At 62.6% G+C, this 20,354-nt stretch carries 16 protein-coding genes; 7 read left to right on the forward strand and 9 right to left on the reverse strand.

Translation table 11 applies throughout. The annotated features are described in order from the left end of the window. Positions 1-484 precede the first annotated feature (484 nt). From ACVIHF_RS22055 to ACVIHF_RS22070, 4 genes are all read left to right on the forward strand, one after another. Positions 485-760, forward strand: coding sequence for a hypothetical protein (locus tag ACVIHF_RS22055; RefSeq protein ID WP_225647032.1), 276 nt, complete (start codon positions 485-487; stop codon positions 758-760). Between the two features lie 351 nt (positions 761-1,111). Next, complete coding sequence (locus tag ACVIHF_RS22060; protein WP_411784443.1) at positions 1,112-1,495, forward strand: hypothetical protein; 384 nt, start codon at positions 1,112-1,114, stop codon at positions 1,493-1,495. Positions 1,496-1,517: 22 nt separating this feature from the next. Further along, the gene (locus ACVIHF_RS22065; protein ID WP_225647030.1) at positions 1,518-2,117 is read left to right on the forward strand and encodes a hypothetical protein; all 600 of its coding nucleotides are present in this window, start codon (positions 1,518-1,520) and stop codon (positions 2,115-2,117) included. A 702-nt stretch (positions 2,118-2,819) separates the two neighbouring features. Then, positions 2,820-4,793 carry an acyltransferase family protein gene (locus ACVIHF_RS22070; protein ID WP_456792523.1) on the forward strand — a complete coding sequence of 658 codons (1,974 nt, stop codon included), beginning with the start codon at positions 2,820-2,822 and terminating at the stop codon, positions 4,791-4,793. A gap of 798 nt (positions 4,794-5,591) precedes the next feature. On the opposite strand, the gene ACVIHF_RS22075 is transcribed toward ACVIHF_RS22070, so the two are convergent. From ACVIHF_RS22075 to ACVIHF_RS22115, 9 genes are all read right to left on the reverse strand, one after another. Then, complete coding sequence (locus ACVIHF_RS22075) at positions 5,592-7,109, reverse strand: tripartite tricarboxylate transporter permease (RefSeq protein ID WP_212058627.1); 1,518 nt, start codon at positions 7,107-7,109, stop codon at positions 5,592-5,594. 22 nt (positions 7,110-7,131) lie between these two features. After that, positions 7,132-7,674, reverse strand: coding sequence for a tripartite tricarboxylate transporter TctB family protein (locus ACVIHF_RS22080; protein ID WP_456792524.1), 543 nt, complete (start codon positions 7,672-7,674; stop codon positions 7,132-7,134). A gap of 76 nt (positions 7,675-7,750) precedes the next feature. Then, positions 7,751-8,851 carry an S-methyl-5-thioribose-1-phosphate isomerase gene (mtnA, locus tag ACVIHF_RS22085; protein WP_456792525.1) on the reverse strand — a complete coding sequence of 367 codons (1,101 nt, stop codon included), beginning with the start codon at positions 8,849-8,851 and terminating at the stop codon, positions 7,751-7,753. A 40-nt stretch (positions 8,852-8,891) separates the two neighbouring features. Beyond that, a complete protein-coding gene (locus tag ACVIHF_RS22090; protein ID WP_456792526.1) occupies positions 8,892-9,767 on the reverse strand; it encodes an S-methyl-5'-thioadenosine phosphorylase in 876 nt (291 codons plus the stop codon). A 135-nt stretch (positions 9,768-9,902) separates the two neighbouring features. Further along, positions 9,903-10,880 (reverse strand): Bug family tripartite tricarboxylate transporter substrate binding protein, encoded by a 978-nt coding sequence (locus ACVIHF_RS22095; RefSeq protein WP_375166564.1) that lies wholly within the window; start codon positions 10,878-10,880, stop codon positions 9,903-9,905. A 252-nt stretch (positions 10,881-11,132) separates the two neighbouring features. Continuing rightward, positions 11,133-11,930, reverse strand: a complete 798-nt coding sequence (locus ACVIHF_RS22100) for an enoyl-CoA hydratase/isomerase family protein (RefSeq protein ID WP_456792527.1) — start codon at positions 11,928-11,930, stop codon at positions 11,133-11,135. A 48-nt stretch (positions 11,931-11,978) separates the two neighbouring features. Beyond that, a complete protein-coding gene (locus tag ACVIHF_RS22105) occupies positions 11,979-13,172 on the reverse strand; it encodes a pyridoxal-phosphate-dependent aminotransferase family protein (RefSeq protein WP_456792528.1) in 1,194 nt (397 codons plus the stop codon). A 128-nt stretch (positions 13,173-13,300) separates the two neighbouring features. Next, a complete protein-coding gene (locus ACVIHF_RS22110; protein WP_456792529.1) occupies positions 13,301-14,584 on the reverse strand; it encodes an MFS transporter in 1,284 nt (427 codons plus the stop codon). Positions 14,585-14,629: 45 nt separating this feature from the next. Further along, complete coding sequence (locus tag ACVIHF_RS22115) at positions 14,630-15,832, reverse strand: pyridoxal-phosphate-dependent aminotransferase family protein (protein ID WP_456792530.1); 1,203 nt, start codon at positions 15,830-15,832, stop codon at positions 14,630-14,632. Between the two features lie 132 nt (positions 15,833-15,964). Between ACVIHF_RS22115 and ACVIHF_RS22120 the strand changes: the two genes are divergently transcribed. The 3 genes from ACVIHF_RS22120 (at position 15,965) to ACVIHF_RS22130 (ending at position 20,250) form a co-directional block, all read left to right on the forward strand. Next, on the forward strand, positions 15,965-16,717 hold the full coding sequence (locus ACVIHF_RS22120; protein ID WP_253607772.1) for a GntR family transcriptional regulator: 753 nt from the start codon (positions 15,965-15,967) through the stop codon (positions 16,715-16,717). 133 nt (positions 16,718-16,850) lie between these two features. Further along, positions 16,851-19,829 (forward strand): FAD-binding and (Fe-S)-binding domain-containing protein, encoded by a 2,979-nt coding sequence (locus tag ACVIHF_RS22125; protein ID WP_456792531.1) that lies wholly within the window; start codon positions 16,851-16,853, stop codon positions 19,827-19,829. Beyond that, positions 19,822-20,250 (forward strand): GlcG/HbpS family heme-binding protein, encoded by a 429-nt coding sequence (locus ACVIHF_RS22130; RefSeq protein ID WP_456792532.1) that lies wholly within the window; start codon positions 19,822-19,824, stop codon positions 20,248-20,250. The genes ACVIHF_RS22125 and ACVIHF_RS22130 overlap by 8 nt, the downstream gene beginning before the upstream one ends. The last annotated feature ends 104 nt before the right edge of the window (positions 20,251-20,354 follow it).

A 20,354-nucleotide genomic window follows, 5' to 3' on the forward strand; every position in this document is an offset into this window, starting at 1 on the left:
CCACTCATACGCTTACTCCCGCTCACTGATTCACCGTAAAAATACGGTAGTGACCGCCTCCGCCAAGGGATAGGAGTCCTTATATTCAAAAAACTCTTTCACCGCTATTATGTTCGAGCTGCCGTCGACGTTGGTCGACGCCTTACCATTGGCTGGCCTGCATGATGACTTGGCTCATTCTCGCGGCAATTTCGATTTTGATCCTCGCACTGTGCGTCCGGGCGACATATCGATTTGCCTTTCGCGAGGGCCGCGAGCAGGGTTTGTCGGAGTCGTTTCAACTCTACGGAGGTACCCGGCGGTCACTCGATAAGGCTCCCCCACGGCGAGATCCTGATTGAGGTGTCGTTCTCTAAAATTACACGGTATGTCATACAGCGCTGGTGTCGACCGGCTCACACCGTTCGCTGTGGTCTATCTGATCGGCTTGCTGCCTTCGATTGCCGTCATTGCGCATCTTCTGCCTCGGGCAAGGAAACTGTTCATGACAATTTCTACGCGAGCTATCGTTACTGCTGCCGTCGTTATTAATATCATCTCGATTGGCTTGTCTGAGGTGCAGCGAAGGCAATTGGGCTCGACAGCGATAGATGCCACACTCGAGCTGCGTCGAATTGAGCAACAGCGGCTAGCCCAGCAGAGCATTGAGTTGGACCGAACCTACAAATTGATTGCAGAGGTCAACAATCGCATTAGCATGATCCAAGCTCAATTGCTCGGCCTTCAAGCGAGGGCGCAAGCCGTAAATGATGCCAAATAGCTATCAAGTGAGTGCCCTGCTTTTTGATTGGGAGAAGATGGTTCCGGCTCTCATGATCGCCGCGGGCCTCGCGCTGGTGCTGATAGGGTCTATTGCCGCGGCCCAGCACAAGCGATCGGAGAAGACTTGGGAAGACGGGGAAGCTGCAGCGCCGCGCCCCCGGATGGCGCCACTGCCGCGCCTGCTATCCACTCAACGGGACCGGGGCGAGTAAATTGCCATTTTTTCCGTTCTCGTCACGGAGATGCTTCTCTAAGTTGCATCGTGCTACGAGCAATCCGGGCCGGATACGGGACCACCGGCGCAGGTGTTGATAGACCAAAGTTATTGTTGTTCAAGGGGTGGAAAACAATGCCTTCATTCAAGCTGCTCGCGCCATTTTCCCTTATCTACGCGCTGGGCATACTGGCCACGGCGGGGCACTTCTACCGCAAGCACGAAGGACGCTTAGGTGCACGCCAGACCTTGTGCGTACTCTTTTGGCCGGCTTGGTGGTTCCTGGAGCATAGTGTCCGAGAGACTATTGACGTCATTTCAGACGCGACCATAGGAACGGACGAGCGAGCGACACTTTCCTTCGGAGTTGGATTATTTGCGGCAGGACAATTTTTATTTTCTAACTGGGAAATGTGCAGTGGGGTCACATGCGCCGGCGTTCTATTGAAAAGCTCTGCCATGCTCTTCCCGCCGGTCGGCGCAACGTATCTGACTTGGCTTATCGCGCAGCTTGCATAGCACTCAGATGACGACACGGATCATGAACACGCCTGAAGAACTTCGGGGCAGACCATTTTGGGCACTTGATCCGACGATTCAAAGCCTTTCGTCTACGGACCACTCTGGAAATCCTGTGGACCCTCCTCTTCAGGACGTGACGACGCGGATACTGAAAATCAACAAATGGCACGCGCTCGCCGCGGTGCTGGTCATATACATCCCGATCGGGCTCTATCTGGACACTCTACCGCCCACCGATCCAACAATCATGTACGGGCCGTTCGAGTACTATGGCGGCTACGCTTGGCGCTACCAGCCATCCGTTTCGCGAGCAATAGCCGATACCGCTGAAGCACCCCATCAATCGCGACTTGAACTGACCGAGGATGGCCGTCCCCTCGGGCCGGCCCACTGCGCGGACATCGAAATTGGAGACATAGGGCACGGTCGGTTTTCCTACCGGAAGGATGATTGGGTTTTTCTCTATTTCTCGACAAGCGACAACAGTAATCCAAACACAAATGGCCGCATATATCGCGCCGTAGAACCGGCAGCTGTTGACCCGTTCCAGTCGATTAGAATTCCTCCGCGTAAGCCCTGGATCTTCTGGCTGCTAGAAAAGATCCATTTTCATTCTTGAAGGGTCAATATCGAAGCGAAGCACTAACGGCACCGCTAGAAGCGCGGTATTATGGCGCAAACGCCACAAGCCAAAGAAGCGTGTCACCCCGGCGGGAGCACTTGGCCTAGTTCAAATTTGAAGTCGGCTTGTTTTGAGAAGAGCGATTTGACCGGATCAACAACACTATTGGCAGAGCAACCATCAGAACCAGTACCGGCAGACCAATCGTCAGCACGGCGAAAACCGCCGGGTTGACAGTACCGAACAGCCACATAGCGCCTATTACCAACTCAACCGCGGCTATTCGCGTAGCCGAGCCTGTTGTATTGCTCGACCATCGTCAATGTGCCGCCGATCGACCAATCCTTGTTCTTCCCCGCTCGCGGCGCGCAGTTGAGTCCTGCGAACTCTCCCGCTCGTGGGCGACCGCGATGAAGGCCCAGGGAACTCCGGTCTTCACCTCGACAGCCTGGTAACGGGCCTTCGCCTCCGGAGCGACAAGCCGCTTCGCCACGCCGGTAAAGTTCCGAGTCAGCTTGGCTTTGGCCCGGCGAGCCTTACTCGCCGCCTTCAAGGCTGCGAGGTCGGTCATTGATGCACCTGAGAAAAAGCCGCCCGAAAGGCGGCTTGGTGTGTCTTAGTGGTCACGCTCAGCGCTTGCTCGGGCGGGTTGTGCCGAGTAAGTTGCCGCACCCAGTTAAGAACGGGCGGGCACTAATCTTGAAATACCGCGCTGACATCGATGGCTTGCGGGCCGTCGCCGTGCTGTCTGTGTTGGCCTTCCATTACAATGCAGCTCTGCCGGGCGGCTTTACCGGCGTCGATGTTTTCTTCGTAATCAGCGGGTTCCTGATAACGCAGCAACTCGCTGGCGAGATCGCAAGCGGCACCTTCTCTATCCTCAACTTCTACGACCGTCGCATTCGACGCATTGTGCCCGCGTTGGCTGTAGTTTTGTTGACCGTCTTATTGCTCGGCAAGTTCCTCTTGCTGCCCGGCGACTACAAGGCGATGGCCGCCAGCGCCGCCTACGCGGCATTCGGCGCTTCGAACTTCTTCTTCCTGTCGAACACCGGCTATTTCGACCAAAGTTCCGATTTAATGCCGCTCCTTCACACCTGGTCGCTTGGTGTCGAGGAGCAATTCTATCTGGCGTGGCCGCTGCTCTTGGCCCTCGTCGCTACCGGTCGAAAGCGGATCGACCTCGCCGCCATCATCGGCACCGCAGTTGTGATCGGTTTCGGCGCGAGCTTGCTCTGGCTCGACGCGGATCCCAAGGGCGCATTCTATCTGGTGCTGCCGCGCGCGTGGGAGCTCGCACTCGGCGCGTTGCTCGTGTTCCTGCCCCCTCTTTCGCGACGCCTCGGCGCCGTGGCAATCGCGACCGGTCTCGCGTTGATTGGCGCCGGCTTCATCTTTGTCAGCGCCAGTGCGTTCCCAGGCGCGGCCGCGGTCTACCCATGCGTCGGCGCTGCGCTCGTAATCTGGCCGCGCCGGGACGAACCAAGGTTCAGCCATTGGCTCGGCAAGTTGCGTCCGATCGGGCTGATTTCCTACAGCCTGTATCTCTGGCATTGGCCCGTGTGGGTGCTGTTCCGCTATTACATCAATAACGCCGAGCCAAGCCGCCTAGAGGCAGTCGTGCTCGCAGCCGTCTCGATCGGCTTAGCAGTGGTGTCGTTTCGCTTCGTCGAGAAACCTTTCCGGCAACGCCGCTGGTTGCCGACGCGGACAGTGCAGACAGGACTCGCGACGGGAATGGCCGTCTTTTGCCTCGGGATGTATGTAAACAGCGCCGACGGACTTCCGGAACGCATCGCACCTGCCGTCTATTCGATGCGCAGCCTTGATGCGATGTGGGAATGGCCATGCAAGTACGAACCAGAGAAGACCTTAGGCGCTTCGTTCTGCACCTTCGGCCAATCATGGAAGAAGGCTGGCTCGAAAGCATTCTTGTGGGGCGATAGCCACGCTGGGCACTTCGCCCCGATCATGGAAGCCGCGCAGCCAGATATGGGGTGGCTCCTTTACGAGACATGCCCGGCGTTCTTCAACGAGCATATTTACCGAACGTATACTGGTATTCCGAACTACCGGACGCAGTGCGCTGAACAACGCCGCAAAGCGATTGAGCTCATCAACAGCGATCCTTCAATTGACCTCATAGTTCTCGCTTCTGCGTGGGCTTACTATCCAGCGATTGCGCTCCAAGACGGGACGCTTGGAGAATTGAGCGGATCTGGCCTAATAGAGGCCGGAATAGAGGACCTCATGGCGAAGACGGCGAGACGCGGCCGTCGATTCGTCTTGGTAGGAACGGTTCCGCAACACTTAGTTGATCCTATCCCGTGCGCGATGGCGCACCTTAACGGCTTGTGGCGCCGCGAGTGCACGCCCGATCCAAAAGAAATCCAGCAAATGAAGACCCACACAGTGACTTCGGACACGCTGCTCAAGAAGATCGCCGTGTCTCGATCTGACGTGGCCGCTGTCATACCGCGCGACGCGCTTTGCGATAAGGCCGGCTGTAAGGGCTATCTGAATGGCGAATTTCTGTACCGCGATGGTGGCCACATTCGCCGAAACCTATCGATGGAGACGAGACACCAGTTTGCAGACCTGATCGGCCTGACGAACGCACTGATGGAGAAGCCTGCTCGCGCTGAAGCTTCGGCCGCTCCTTCAAGTAACTAAATGTAGCCCGTTGCGGACCAGGCAACAACGACCGTCGTTCCCGGGTTATTAATCGAGAAGCCTGAAGTGGCAGCGGAAACTGCGTTCACGGGACTCGTTGTCCCGCCAGCGGTGCTGCTGCATACGATAGTCGGAACTGCCGTGAAGGCGGCCGGAAAGGTTACCGCTGTATTGGTGGCGCCCGCGGCCGTGATTAGTCGCCAAATATGCAAACCGCCGTTGGGTAAGCGCCGATAGGCGGCGTAGCCTGACGCGCCTGCGTTCCGGCTTCATTGAATGATTTGATCGAGCCTAGACTAGCGTCACGTTGTCGGACACGTCGAGCAACTTCTGTGGAAGCGTACCGAGCCCCGGGGGACCTTCCGCGTACACATTTTCGAATTTGAAATTGCGGTCAATACAGGCGCTGTTGACGTTAAACGGAGCTGTCCGAGATTTTCATCGCGTTCGGTCCGGCTTTGCAGTGACGTTCGCCGCGCTGGTTTCGGTTTACGGCGTGATTGAGTTCGTCGTTTGGCTCGTGATGCGCCGACGCTCTCGTATCCGCACACATGGGGTAACGCACGCCAGCTTGGCCAATAATTCATACAGGAGATGAACTATGTTTCGTATGGGGCAGAAGGTGGTTCGGTTTAGTGGTGGCCCCAGGCTGCGTCATCACCAACCATCTGAGCAGGAAGGACTACACGCATCCAGAGCTTGTCTGGCCGGCATCGCGCAGCGGCAACATTTGGAACCAATGACGACGCGCCTGGATAAGACTATCGCGACATAAGAGAACTGGGACACTGATAGTTCTCATGGTGTCTCCGTTTTGCTCCGCTGCCTCCAACTGACACGGCCGACCAAACCATCGATCAAGGGCCAAAACAGCAGTACGATTGCCAACGTCGTGATCGAGCCGACCAGTCCGTTCGACCAGAACACCTTCATGTCGCCGCCGGAGCCGATCATCGAGAGGCGGAACGCATCCTCGGCGCGGTTGCCGAGCACCAATGCGAGGGTGAACGGCGCGAGCGGGATCCCGATCTTCTTGAAGACATAGCCGACGACGCCGAAGCCCAGCATCAGCCAGATATCGAACATCGCGTTCTGGATCGCATAGGCGCCGATCGCGCAGGACACCACGATCATCGGGGCTACGGCCGCGAACGGCACGCGCAGGATCGAGGCGAAGATCGGCACCGTGGTCAGCACCAGCACCAGGCCGACGACATTGCCGAGATACATCGAGGCGATCAGGCCCCAGACGAAATCCTTGTGCTCGACGAACAGCAGCGGCCCCGGGTTGAGGCCCCACACCATCAAGCCGCCGAGCAGGATCGCAGCGGTCCCCGAGCCGGGAATGCCGAGCGCCAGCATCGGCAACAGCGCCGAGGTGCCCGAGGCATGAGCGGCGGTCTCGGGCGCGAACACGCCCTCGATACGGCCCTTGCCAAAGCTCTCCTGATCCTTGGCGAAGCGCTTGGCGAGGTTATAGCCCATGAAGGAGGCCGCGATCGCGCCGCCCGGCGTGATGCCGAGCCAGCAGCCGATCACTGACGAGCGCAGCAGCGTCACCCAGTATTTCGGCAGGTCCTTCCACACCGAGAGCACAACGCGCAGGCTGATGCCGGCGGCGTGTCCGCGCAGCGCGAGGCGTTCCTCCATCGTGAGCAGGATCTCGCTGATGCCGAACAGGCCGATGACCGCGACAAGGAAGTTGATGCCGCGCAAGAGTTCCGCGGAGCCAAACGTCATGCGCAGCTGCCCGGACACCGTATCCATGCCGACGCCGGCGAGCAGCAGCCCGAGCGACATCGAAATGACAGTCTTGTGCTTGGCCTCGCGGCCGAGGCCGACGAAGGAACAGAAGGTCAGGAGATAGACGGCGAAGAATTCCGGTGGGCCGAACCTCAGCGCAAACGACGAGATCATCGGCGCCAGGAAGGTGATCAGCAGCACCGCGACCAGCGAACCGACGAAGGAGGAGGTGAACGCCGCGGTGAGCGCTTCGGCCGCCCTGCCCTGCTGCGCCATCGGATAGCCGTCAAAGGTGGTCGCGACCGACCAGGCTTCGCCCGGAATATTGAACAGGATCGAGGTGATGGCGCCGCCGAACAACGCGCCCCAGTAGATGCACGACAGCATCACGATGGCGGAGGTCGGATCCATCGTGAAGGTCAGCGGCAGCAGGATCGCGACCCCGTTGGGGCCGCCAAGCCCGGGCAGCACGCCGACAAAGATGCCGAGCACCAGCCCGACCATCATCAAGAGCAGCGTCTTCCACGTTAGAAGGACGGCAAAGCCGTGCAGCAGGAGACCGAAAGCTTCCATGTTTCGAAATCCTGTCGGTTCGCTAGCGGCCGAGAGCCGCTTCGAGCGGTCCCTTCGGCATGATGACGTCGAAGACGATGTCGAAGGTCACGAACATCACGGCGGTGAAGACGAAGGCGGTGAGCAGCGACTTCCACAGCGCGATCTTGCCGACGAGGCGCATGAAGCCTGCGATCAGGAGAAAGCTCGCGATATAAAGGCCGAGATATTGGGTGGCGAGGCAGAACAGCAATGTCGGCACGAACACCGCCATCACCCGGCGAAGCTGGGACCGGGTGACAAAGATCTCGGCGGCTTCCCGGCGCGAGAGGAAGGCAGCGCCGAGACCATAGAGGCTGGCACCGCCGAGGATGACCGAAAGGTAGAACGGAAAATAGCCCGGTTGCGGCCCGGTCGAGTCCCACGACGCGCCGGTGCGCCAATTGTCCCAGCCGAGCACCACGGCGAGCGCAAGCAGAAGCAGCGACACGACGACATCAACGACGCCGGTGCTGACGACCGCCGGCGAGTTGTCTTCAGGTGCGGTCGGATCGTCGACAACGATCTCAAGTTCGGTATTGGACATGGATGAGACGGTCTGGGTTGCGAGGGCAACGATTGGGATAGCGTGCTGATGCAACCACCGTCAATGCAGCCTTCAGCTAAACGGTGGAACGTTCGGGAAAGGCGCTCGCAAGTGCAGCACGCTCCGGCTTGAGAACGCCGCGCTCGGTGATCAATCCGGTCACCAGCCGCGCCGGCGTGACGTCGAAGCCGAAATTGGCAACCGACGAGCCGTCCGGAACCACGCGCACGGTCTCGATCCGTCCATCCGCCGTCCGCCCGGTGAGATGCGTCACCTCGGCGGCCGCGCGCTGCTCGATCGGAATCTGCCTGACACCGTCATCGATACTAAAGTCGATGGTCGGTGACGGCAGCGCAACATAGAACGGCACGCTGTTGTCGTGGGCCGCGAGCGCTTTCAGATAGGTCCCGATCTTGTTGCAGACGTCGCCATTGGCGGCGACGCGATCAGTCCCGACGATCGCGAGGTCCACCATGCGGTGCTGCATCAGATGACCGCCGGTGTTGTCGGGGATCACGGTGTGCGGCACGCCGTGGTGACCGAGTTCCCAAGCGGTGAGCGAGGCGCCCTGATTACGCGGGCGGGTCTCGTCGACCCAGACGTGGACCGGAATGCCGCGATCGTGCGCCTGGTAGATCGGCGATGTCGCAGTCCCCCAATCCACGGTTGCAAGCCAGCCGGCGTTGCAATGCGTCAGGACGTTCACCAGCTCGCCCGGCTTCTTGGTCGCGGCGATCGTCTCGATCAGGCCGAGCCCGTGACGGCCGATCTCGCGGTTGATCTCGACATCATCGTCGGCGATCTCGCGCGCGCGGGCATAGGCCGCCTCGGCGCGGGCCGAAGCCGCGAGCGGCACGAGCGCGCGCTGCATCTCGTCAACGGCCCATTTCAAATTGATCGCGGTCGGCCGGGTCGCCAGCAACATCCTGCCGGCGCGCTCGAGCGCCGCGTCGGAGGCATCGGCGCGCATCGCAAGCGCCATGCCGTAGGCTGCGGTGGCGCCGATCAGGGGCGCGCCGCGGACCAGCATCGAGCGGATCGCCTCGCCGGCCTCGTCCGCGGTGGTGAGTTTGGCGACGATGAATTCATGCGGCAACCGGCGCTGATCGATCGCGCCGACGGACCAGCCGTCGGGCTCGAGCCAGATGCTGCGAAAATGTCGTCCATCGACTTTCATGTCCTACGTCCTTCGCGTCGCGCGCTCCTGGAGGACTTCTTCACGACCGCAGCACCCGCCCGGCGACGGCATCGAGCTTGGCCAGCAGTTGCGGATCGCGGGCCGCGGGCGCCGTGATCAGCGCGGTATCAAGCGCCCGATCCGAACCGACCGGACACGGCTCGTGCTCGCGCAGGAAATCCCGCGCCAGCCGCGCGACCAGCGCCTTTGCCTTCTCGGCGTTCGAATTCAGCACACGGATGATATCCTGCACCGTCACGGCATCATGCGCCGGATGCCAGCAATCGAAATCGGTGACCATCGCCACGCTGGCGTAGCAGATCTCGGCCTCGCGGGCGAGCTTGGCTTCCGGCATGTTGGTCATGCCGATCACCGAATAGCCCTGCGCCTTGTAGGTCAGGCTTTCGGCGAGCGAGGAGAACTGCGGCCCCTCCATGCAGAGGTAGGTGCCGCCGCGGGCGAACGCGATGTCTTCGGCCTCGGCAGCGGCGGCGAGATGCCTCGCCAGCAACGGCGACACCGGATGCGCCATCGAGACATGCGCGACGCAGCCCTTGCCGAAAAACGAGCTCTCGCGCTTGTGGGTGCGATCGACGAACTGGTCGACCAGCACGAAAGTACCGGGCGGCAGCTCTTCCTTGAACGAGCCGCATGCGGACAGCGCCACCAGGTCGGTGACCCCCGCCCGCTTTAGCACGTCGATATTGGCGCGATAGTTGATGTCGGACGGCGACAGCGCGTGTCCACGGCCGTGGCGCGGCAGGAACACGATCGGGAGTCCCGCCATCTCGCCGCGGCGGAGCGGCGCGGACGGCTCGCCCCAAGGGCTCGTGATCGCCTCCTCGCGGACATTTTCCAGGCCCGGCAGATCGTAGATGCCGGATCCACCGATGATCCCTAACACGGCTTTGGTCATGATCGCTCCTCACGGTCCCGCAACGGCGCCGGAGGGGTGACCCAAGCCCGATCGGGCTCGCCGGACGTTCGGCCATATTGCGGCGCAGTAATCACTGCGCCGCAGCCGCTTGCAAGGCAATTCCGGACCGGACCGCTATTTTGCGACGAACCCTGCCGTGTTCATCAGCGAGGCATTCTGCTTGTCGTCATCCTCGAGGAACTCGACCATGTCCTTGCCGGTGAGGAAGATCGGCTTCAGTGCCTGCTTCTCCATGTAGTCCTTGTATTCAGCCGTCTGCGTCACCTTCTGAAACAGGTCGACATAGAACGCCTGCTGCTCCTGCGTGACCTTGCCCGGCAGGAACATCGCACGCAGCATCAGATACTGCACGTCGAGTCCCTCCTCCTTGCAGGTCGGGATGTCGTTCCAGGATTGCGTGTCGGTGACCTTGGTCTTGTAGGAGATGCGTTCCTTGTCGAACACGCAGAGCGCGCGAACCTGTCCGGCGCGCCAGACTTCGAGGTTCTCGCTGGGATTGTTGACGTTGGACTCGGTGTGGCCGCCGACCAGCTGGGTCGCGGCCTCGCCGCCGGACTTGTACGGCAGGTAGGAGAACTTTGCGCCGGTCTTCTGCTCCATGAAGACGGTCAGCACGTGATCCTCGCGCTTGGAGCCCGTGCCACCCATCTTGAACGGCGCGCTCGCCGCTTTCGCGGCAGCGATGAACTCCTTCACGGTCTTCGGACCGGAGGCGTTGTCCCACAACACAAACTGATCGAGCGCGATCACCGACACCGGGGTGAGGTCGCGCCAGTTGAACGGGATCTTGGCCGACAGCGGCAGCATGTAGATCAGCGAATAGGCGATCAGCACCTTGTTGGGATCACCCTCGCTGGACTTCATGTACATCAGCGCTTCCGCACCCGACGCGCCGCCCTTCAGCGACACCACCATCGGCTGCTTCATCAGATTGTTCTTCTGGATCGCCGCCTGCATCATGCGCGCCATCTGGTCGGAGGCGCCGCCGGCACCGGCCGCGACCACGATTTCGACCGGCTTGCTCGGCTCCCAGCCGGCAAAGGCGGGCGTGCTCAGCAAGAGGGCCGCGATTGCAGCCGTGGTTTTTACAATCTGTCCCACGTGTTTCTTCCCTATCTATTTGTTCGGCTTGGCAAAACCTGCGAGGTGGAGGGCTCGCGGCATTGTGCCGAGAATGAACGTGAGTTCAAGCCGCGAACTGCCGCATGGCCTATGACTTTGGAATGAGGTGGGGACGCTCAGGACCAACAATCAAAACAGCGCGGAGTCCGTCTCGGGCCCAGCTTTCTGACAACGGGGATCAATGCGAAAAGCGCGCTTTCCGCCAGGAATCCAGGACGACCGTTACTTGCCCTTGAAGTTGGGCGCGCGCTTGTTGAGGAAGGCGTCCATGCCTTCGCGGAAATCCTCGCTCATATAGGCGCGCAGGATCAGGTCCTCACCCTCCTCGCGCGACAGCGTGCGGCGGATGCGGCGCACCGCTTCCTTGGTCACTTCGAGCGTGATCGGCGCGTGGCCCGCGACGAGCTTCGCCGTCTCGGTGGCGCGGCGCTGCAACGTCTCCACATCGGGGACGACTTCGTTCAACAGCCCGAGCGCCAGCGCTTCCGGCGCCTCGACGAGGCGCGCCTTGAAGATCAGATCCTTGGTCCGCGCCGGACCGATCAGCGACACCAGCCGCGAGATGTTGGACATCGAGAGGCAGTTGCCGAGCGTGCGCGCGATCGGGAAGCCGATCCGCGTCGCATCGGTGCCGATCCGGATATCGCAGCAGGCGGCAATGCCGGCGCCGCCGCCGGTGCAGGCGCCGGCGATCGCCGCGATCACGGGCACGCGGCACTGTTCGAGCGTGCCCAGCACGCGGTCGATCCGCGCCTCATAGTCCAGCGCATCCTGGGCAGTCTTGAAGGCCCGGAACTGCGAGATGTCGGTGCCCGAGGCGAACGCCTTGTCGCCCGCGCCGGTCATAATCAGCGCCTTGACGGAGTGATCCTGATTGATGTTCTCGCAGATCGCCGCCATCTGCTCGTACATCGCAAAGGTCAGCGCATTGCGCGCCTGCGGCCGGTTGAACGTGATGCGCGCGATCCCGTCCTCGACGGAATAGATCAGGTCTTCGGTCGAAGTGACGGGCGCGTTCATGTCTCGCTCTTTCTGTTGTTTGCGATTCGATTTTAGGCGACGGCCTTTTTAAGCGACAGCCTTCGACTGCGAAGCGTCGCGTCCCTTCAGGACCTCCATCGCGGCCAGCACGCCGCCGCTGCGATGTGGCACCTTGGCCAGATCAAGGCCCATCTCGACGCCGGACAGCGTGCCCATCAGCATCAGGTCGTTGAAGTGCCCGATGTGCCCGATCCGGAACACCTTGCCCTTGACTTTGTTGAGGCCGGTGCCGAGCGACATGTCGAAATTCTCCAGCACGACCTTGCGGAAGTGGTCGGCGTCGTGGCCGTCAGGCACCCGCACCGCGGTCAGCGCCGGCGAGTGTGCGCCCTGCTCCTGGCACTGTGTCTCGAGGCCCCAGACCTTGATCGCCGCGCGCGTCGCCTCGCTGTGGCGCTTGTGGCGGGCGAAGACGTTCTCGAGGCCCTCTTCCTCCAGCATATTCACGGCCTCGCGCAGGCCGAACAGGAGGTTGGTGGCGGGCGTATAGGGCCAGGTGCCGGCCTTGTTGATGTTGATGACTTCCTGCCAATCCCAATAGGAGCGCATGCCCGGATTGGCCTTGGCCACGGCGAGCGCCTTCTCCGACACGGCGTTGAAGCCGAGGCCGGGCGGCAGCATCAGGCCCTTCTGGGAGCCGGCGATGGAGACATCGATGCCCCAGGCATCATGCTCATATTCCAGCGAGCCGAGGCCGGAGATGGTGTCGACCATCAAGAGTGCCGGATGCTTCAGCGTGTCGAGGATCTTGCGGACGTCGCGCGGATAGGTGACGCAGGCGGTCGAGGTCTCGTTATGGACCACGCAGACCGCCTTGATCTTGTGCGCCTTGTCGGCGGACAGCCTGGCCTCGATCTGCTCGAGGTCGGCGCCGTGGCGCCAGTCGCCCGAGATGAAATCGACGTCGAGCTTGAACTTGTCGGCAATGCCATGCCACAGCACCGCGAACTGGCCGGTCTCGCACATCAGGACCTTGTCGCCGGGCTGCAGCGTGTTGACGATCGCAGCCTCCCAGGCGCCGGTCCCCGACGACGGGTAGATGATCACGGGCTGCTTGGTGCGGAACACACGCTGCATCGCAGAAAGCACGGCGAAACCGATCTCGGCAAACTCGGGACCGCGATGGTCCATGGTCGGCATATCCATGGCCCGCAGCACCCGGTCCGGCACGTTGGTCGGTCCCGGAATCTGCAGAAAATGCCTTCCAGTATGCACGGTCATGAGCGTCTTTCCCGGTCTCGTCTTGGTCGTGGTGAGCCGCTCGCATATCACTATTCGCCGGGTTTGTCCTAGGCCCGGCGGGGGTCCGTCATGCATATCTGACGGCGCTCCGCCGGGCCGGCAGCGCCTCATTCGGCGGCCACCACCTTGCCCGGCACCACCGATTCGTTCGTCTCCTCGAACGGCCGCTCGGGATGCATCAGGAACGCCGAGAAGCCGCCGACCAGCAGCAGTCCCATCGACATCAGGAACGGCAGGTACCAGTTTCCGGTGGCGTCGATGACGAAGCCGGCGACCAGCGGCGAGACGATGGCCGCGAAAGCCGAGCCGGTGTTCATGATCCCGGCGGCGGTGCCGGAATATTTCGCCGCGATGTCCATCGGGATCGACCACATCGGCCCGATCACGAGTTCGGCGCAGAAGAAGCCGGCCGACAGGCAGAGCGCCACCACCGTGATGTCGTGGACGAACAGGATCGGCATCAGCGACAGCAGCGCGCCGGCGAAGCCCACGACCGTCACGCTGAGTCGTGCCAGCCGTACATTGCCGGTGCGCTCGAGAATGCGATCGGAGATGACGCCGCCGATGCTGTCCCCGACGACGCCGGCAAAGAACACGCCGGATGCGAACAGCGCCGAGTTCTTCAGATCAAGGCTGTAGTTGTTTTTGAAGAACAGCGGCAGCCAGTTGAGATAGAGCCACAGGCACCAGCCGTAGCAGAAATAGGTCAGCGTCACCGGCCACATCCGCTGCAGCAGCGGTCCCCACGGCACCTTCGGCCGCTCGCCTTTCGGCCGCGGCGGCAAGGTCGCAAGCTCGGCCGCGGTGATCGAGCCGTGGTCCCGCGGCTCGTTGCGGAAGTACCAGACCCACGCGATGCCCCAGATCAGGCTGACGACACCGAGCACGACGAACGCGCCGCGCCAGGTCAGCCAGAGGATCAGCAGCGCGACCACCGGCGGGGTGATGGCATTGCCGAGCCGCGCGAATGAATGCGTCAGGCCTTGCGCGAAGCCGCGGCGGTTCGCCGGCGTCCAGTACTGCATCGCGCGTGTCGCGGTCGGAAACGTCGCGCCTTCGCCGAACCCCAGCGCGAAACGCGCGACGAACAGCGCGGCAAGGCCATGGACAAAGCCGGTCATTATGGTCGCCGCGGCCCAGATCATGCCGCACCAGAACAAGGTCTGGCGCGGCCCAAAGCGATCGCCGACCCAGCCGCCGATCACCTGAAACAGCAGGTACGGATAGGCGAATGCCGAGAACACCAGACCGAGCTCGGTATTGGACAGGCCGAGCTCCTTCTGGATCTCGCCGGCCGCGGTGCCGATGTTCACGCGGTCCACATAGGTGATGAAGTACATCACGCAGAGCATGGCCAACACGACATGGGTGGCCTTGAACCGAAGCCTCATATCCCCTCCCCCGCGATTTTTTTGAGTTTGTTGAGGCGCTGGCTGCTAGGTGCCGACGACTTTCAGATGCGGCGGTGTATTGCGCTGGTCGCGCTGTTCGAGAAGCTTCATCGCCGCCTCGACGCCGCCCGAGCGGTGCGGCACACCGGCGACCGACAATCCCATCTCGACTCCGGTCAGCGCGCCAAGCAGCGTCAGCTCGTTGCACTCGCCGAGATGACCGATGCGGAACACCTTGCCTGCGACCTTCGACAGGCCGGCACCGAGCGACATGTTGAAATTGTCGAGCACGACCTTGCGGAACTGATCGGCATCATGTCCGGGCGGCATCATCACCGCGGTCAGCACCGGCGAGAATTCCGAGGGCTCCTGGCACAGCACCTCGAGCCCCCACTGATTGACGGCGGCGCGCGTGGCGGCGGCCAGCCGCAGATGGCGGGCGAACACGTTGTCGAGCCCCTCCTCCAGCAACATCGCGATCGCCTCGCGCAGCCCGTAGAGCAGATTCGTCGCCGGCGTATAGGGGAAGAAGCCCTTGGCGTTCGGCTTCAGCATTTCCTCCCAGTCGAAATAAGAGCGCGGCATCTTATTGGTGCGCGACGCGGCGCGCGCCTTCTCCGAGATGGCGTTGAAGCCAAGGCCGGGCGGCAGCATGAAGCCCTTCTGCGAGCAGCTGACGCTGACGTCGACCTTCCACTCGTCGTGCCGGTAATCGACCGAGCCGAGTGAGGAAATGGTGTCGACCATCAGGAGCGCCGGATGCGCGGTGCGGTCGATGGCAGTACGGATGTCCGCGATCCGGCTGGTCGCACCGGTCGAGGTCTCGTTGTGGACGACCATCACCGCCTTGATGCTGTGCGCGGTGTCGGCGGCAAGCCTTGCTTCGATCTGGGCGGGGTCCGCGCCGCGGCGCCAGTCGCCGGGCATGAAATCCACCTCGATGCCGAAGCGGCCGGCCATCTGCCGCCACAGCGTGGCGAAGTGGCCGGTCTCGACCATCAGGACCTTGTCGCCCGGCGACAGGGTGTTGACGATCGCGGCCTCCCAGGCGCCGGTCCCTGATGACGGGAAGATCACCACCGGCCCTTTGGTCTGAAACACCTTCTGGCTGCCCTCGAGCACGGCACGGCCGAGCGCGGCGAATTCGGCGCTGCGGTGGTCGATGACCGGCATATCCATCGCCCGAAGGATGCGATCTGGGACCGGGCTTGGCCCTGGAATCTGCAGAAAATGGCGCCCTTGATGCATGAGAACCTCCCAATCGCCGGATTTCGGCCCCTCGGCGATCTATTTTGCATTCATTTTTTGTCTTTTCAATCGAATTTTGGTATTCGATCGAGAGCATCGACGCGACCGCGCCGGCAAATTATTGTTCAGAATATGAAATCCGCGATTCCCGAAGCCGGGGTTCCAATCAGCCCGCCAGCCGCCGGCAATGGCAGCGACCGCCAGGAGGCCTCGCTTCACGGCGAGATCCTGCTGCGGCTCCGCGACTATGTGGTGGAAGGCAACATTCCCGAGGGCGCCCGCGTTCCAGAGCGGCAGCTCTGCGAGATGCTGGGGATCTCAAGGACGCCGCTGCGCGAAGCGCTCAAGGTGCTGGCTGCCGAGGGCCTGATCGAGCTCTTGCCCAACCGCGGCGCGCGGGTGCGCCGGCTCAGCCCGCGCGACCTCGAGGAATTGTTCGACGTCATGGCCGGGCTCGAGAGCCTCGCCGGACGACTGGCATGCGAGATCATCACCGACGAAGAAATCGTCGCGATCGAGCGGCTGCATTACGAGATGTACGGCCATTATCTGCACCGCGACATGCACGGCTATTTCCAGACCAACCAGCAAATCCACGAGAGCATCGTTGCGGCCGCACGCAACGAGACGCTGAAGGCGACCTATGCCAACTTCGCCGGCCGGATCCGCCGCGTCCGCTATTCCGCCAATTTCGCCCGCAAGCGGCAGCGTTGGGCCGAGGCGATGCGCGAGCACGAGGCGATCCTCGATGCGCTGCGCCGACGCGCGGCAAGCGAGCTCAGCGACATCCTGTTCCAGCACCTGCGCAACAAGCGCGCCGCCGCCATCGATCACCTCGCGGAGGGGCCGGACAGCGGCCTGGAGACGACGCCCCAGAACGACTAAAGGGGCCAGCTCAAGGATGGTTGGAGGGCAGCCATCCTTGCCCATTATGAATTCATAATGTAATTCTCACGTCGAGAGAATGCATAATCCATGAGCAATCAACGTGGTCGTCATGGATCACATCGGATCTGGGATGAAGAACGCCTCCTCGCTCGAACAGCGCCTGCGGTCCGAACTGGCCGGCGACGTGTTTTTCGACGCCTTCAACCGCGGCCGCTACGCGACCGACGCCTCGTTCTACCAGATCGTGCCGGCCGGCGTGGTGGTGCCGCGAACCGTCGACGAGGCGCTGCGGACGCTCGCGATCGTCCGCGACGCCGGGCGGATCGTCACCCCGCGCGGCGGCGGCACCTCGCAATGCGGCCAGACCGTCAATGACGGCATCGTGGTCGACCTGTCCAAGCACCTGAACCGGGTCCTCTCGCTCGACGTCGAGAATCGGACCTGCGTGGTCGAGCCCGGCATCGTGCTCGACGATCTCAACCGGCAACTCAGGAAGCACGGGCTGTGGTTTCCGGTCGACGTCTCGACCGCGTCGCGCGCCACGATCGGCGGCATGGCCGGCAACAATTCCTGCGGCGGTCGCTCGCTGCGCTACGGCACAATGCGCGACAACACGCTGTCGATGGATGCCGCGCTCGCCGACGGCACGCTGCTGCATTTCGGCGAGGTGCCGCGCGACCTGACGCGGATCAACGGCTCCGACAGCGGATTGAAGCTATTTCGCGACATGCTCGATCTCGGCGAGCGCGAGGCGCTCGAAATCGCCGACAAATTCCCCAAGGTGCAGCGCCGCGTCGGTGGCTATAACCTCGACGCGCTGGTGCCACGCAACGCGCCGAACAATCTGGCGCATCTGTTGGTCGGCTCGGAAGGCACCCTCGCCTTCACCACGCAGGTCGAGCTGAAGCTGTGGCCGGTGATCCGCAACAAGGCGCTCGGCGTCTGCCATTTCGGCAGCTTCTACGAGGCGATGGACGCCGCCCAGCATCTGGTCAAGCTGCGGCCCATTGCCGTGGAGCTGGTCGACCGCACCATGATCGCGCTCGGCCGCGAGATCGCGATGTTCCAGCCGATCATCTCGGCGGCCGTGCGCGGCGATCCGGACGCCATCCTGGTGGTCGAGTTCGCCGAAGAGGACCAAGCCGACAATCTCGCCCGCCTCAGGCAGCTCGGCGAGCTGATGGCCGACCTCGGCTTCGGCTGGGACAAGCCGCAGCGCAAATGGGGCGGCGTGGTCGAGATCGTCGAGCCCGCGCTGCAGACCGGCATCGCCGATTTCCGCGCCGCCGGCCTCAACGTCATGATGTCGATGAAGCAGGAGGGCAAGCCGGTCTCGTTCGTCGAGGACTGCGCGGTGCCGCTGCCGCATCTCGCCGATTACACCGAGCGGCTCAATGCCGTGTTCGCCAGGCACGGCACCCGCGGCACGATGTATGCGCATGCCTCCGAAGGCTGCCTGCATGTGCGCCCGGTGCTCAATCTCAAGCTCGAGAAGGACGTCAAGGCGATGCGCGCCATTGCCGAGGAAGCCTTCGCGATGGTGCGCGAATACAAGGGCTCGCATTCCGGCGAGCACGGCGACGGACTGGTGCGCTCGGAATTCCACGAAGCGATGTTCGGGCAGCGCATCGTGGCCGATTTCCGCGAGGTCAAGCAGCGCTTCGATCCGACCAACACGCTCAACCCGGGCAAGATCGTCGATCCGCCCAGGATGGATGATCGCTCGCTATTTCGTTTTTCGCCCGATTATCGCGTCGGCGAATTGAAGACGGCGCTGGACTGGTCGGCCTATCCCGGCGCCGGCCGCGGTTTCCAGGGCGCCGTCGAGATGTGCAACAACAACGGCGCCTGCCGCAAGCTCGAAGGCGGCGTGATGTGCCCATCCTATCGTGCCACGCGCAACGAGAAGGACGTCACCCGCGGCCGCGCCAATACGCTGCGGCTCGCGATCTCGGGCCAGTTGGGTGCGGACGCGCTCGCCTCCGACGAGATGATGGAGACGCTGAAGCTCTGCGTCTCCTGCAAGGCGTGCCGCCATGAATGCCCGACCGGCGTCGACATGGCCAAGATGAAGATCGAGGTGCTCGCCGCGCGTGCCGCGACCCATGGTCTAACGCTGCGCGACCGGCTGGTCGGCTATCTGCCGCGCTACGTCGATCTCGCCTCGCGCTTTGCGCCGATCGCGAACTGGCGCAACCGCAGCCCACTGTTGCGCAGCCTGTTCGAGAGGCTCGCCGGGATCAGCGCCAAGCGCGCGCTGCCGGCGTTTCGCCGCGACACCTTCCGGCCGGACGCCGAGGTGCTGGGTCCAGCCGACGGCCGCGAAGTGGTGCTGTTCGCCGACACGTTCAACCGCGGCTACGAGCGCGAGAATCTCGACGCCGCGATCGAGGTGCTTGTCGCCGGCGGCTATCGCGTGCATCTGCCGAGGCCATCGGACGGCGGGCGGGCGCCGTGCTGCGGGCGGACGTTCCTGTCGGCCGGACTGGTGGAGCAGGCCCGTGCCGAGCTTGACCGGCTGGTTGCGACCTACGTCCCGTTCGCGGCCCGCGGCGTGCCGATCATTGGTCTCGAGCCAAGCTGCCTTCTCACGTTGCGCGACGAGCTGCTGTCGCTGCGTTCGGATGAGGCCGCCAAAACCGTCAGCGCGCACGCGCTGCTGTTCGAGGAATTTCTGGTGCGCGAGGCCGAGGCCGGGCGCCTCGCATTGCCGCTCGGCGCGGTCGCCGGCAAGGCCGTGGTGCACGGCCATTGCCACCAAAAATCCTTCGGCGCGTTCAAGCCGGTAGAGAAGGTGCTGCGCCTGGTACCGGGCCTCGACGTCAAGACCATCGAGTCGAGTTGCTGCGGCATGGCCGGCGCGTTCGGCTATGGCGCCGACACCTACCAGGCCTCGATCGAGATGGCCGAACTGTCGCTGCTGCCGGCTGTCAGAGGCGCCGATCAGGACACGCTGATCGTGGCTGACGGGACCTCATGCCGGCACCAGATCAAGGACGGCAGCGGGCGCACGCCGCTGCATGTCGCCAGCGTATTGGCGATGAGCCTGAAACGTGCGAAATCGAATTCCGACAGATTGTTACCGACAAAGGAAGAGGCCCATGGCTGAGCTCACTCTCGAAACTGCCCGCAAGATTCTGGATGCCGCGCTGGCCAAGGGGGTCGAGCAGAAGTTCAAGCCGCTGGTCGTCACCATCCTCGACGCGCGCGGCGCCGTGAAGGTGACCGCGGCACAGGACGGCACCAGCCTGATGCGGGCAGAGATCGCCCATGGCAAGGCCTATGGCGCGCTGGCGCTCGGGATGGGATCGCGGGCGCTGTTTCAGCGCGCCCAGGAGCAGGCCTATTTCATCGATTCCGTGAACACGTTGGCGCAGGGCCGGCTGGTGCCGGTCCCCGGCGGCGTGCTGATCATGGACGGTTCTTCCCTGCTCGGCGCCGTCGGCGTCAGCGGCGACACCTCGGACAATGACGAGATCTGCGCCGTGGCCGGCATCGAAGCTGCCGGCCTGAAGGCCAATATCGGATGACAACAACTGTTTGGTCTTCGCCGCTCTCGCCGCTTGGTTCAAACAAGTACAGCTTCAATTTTAGGACGATGACCGACCGGATCGTCAATCCGGTTCCACGGGAG

The organism is Bradyrhizobium sp. USDA 4506 (assembly GCF_054058795.1).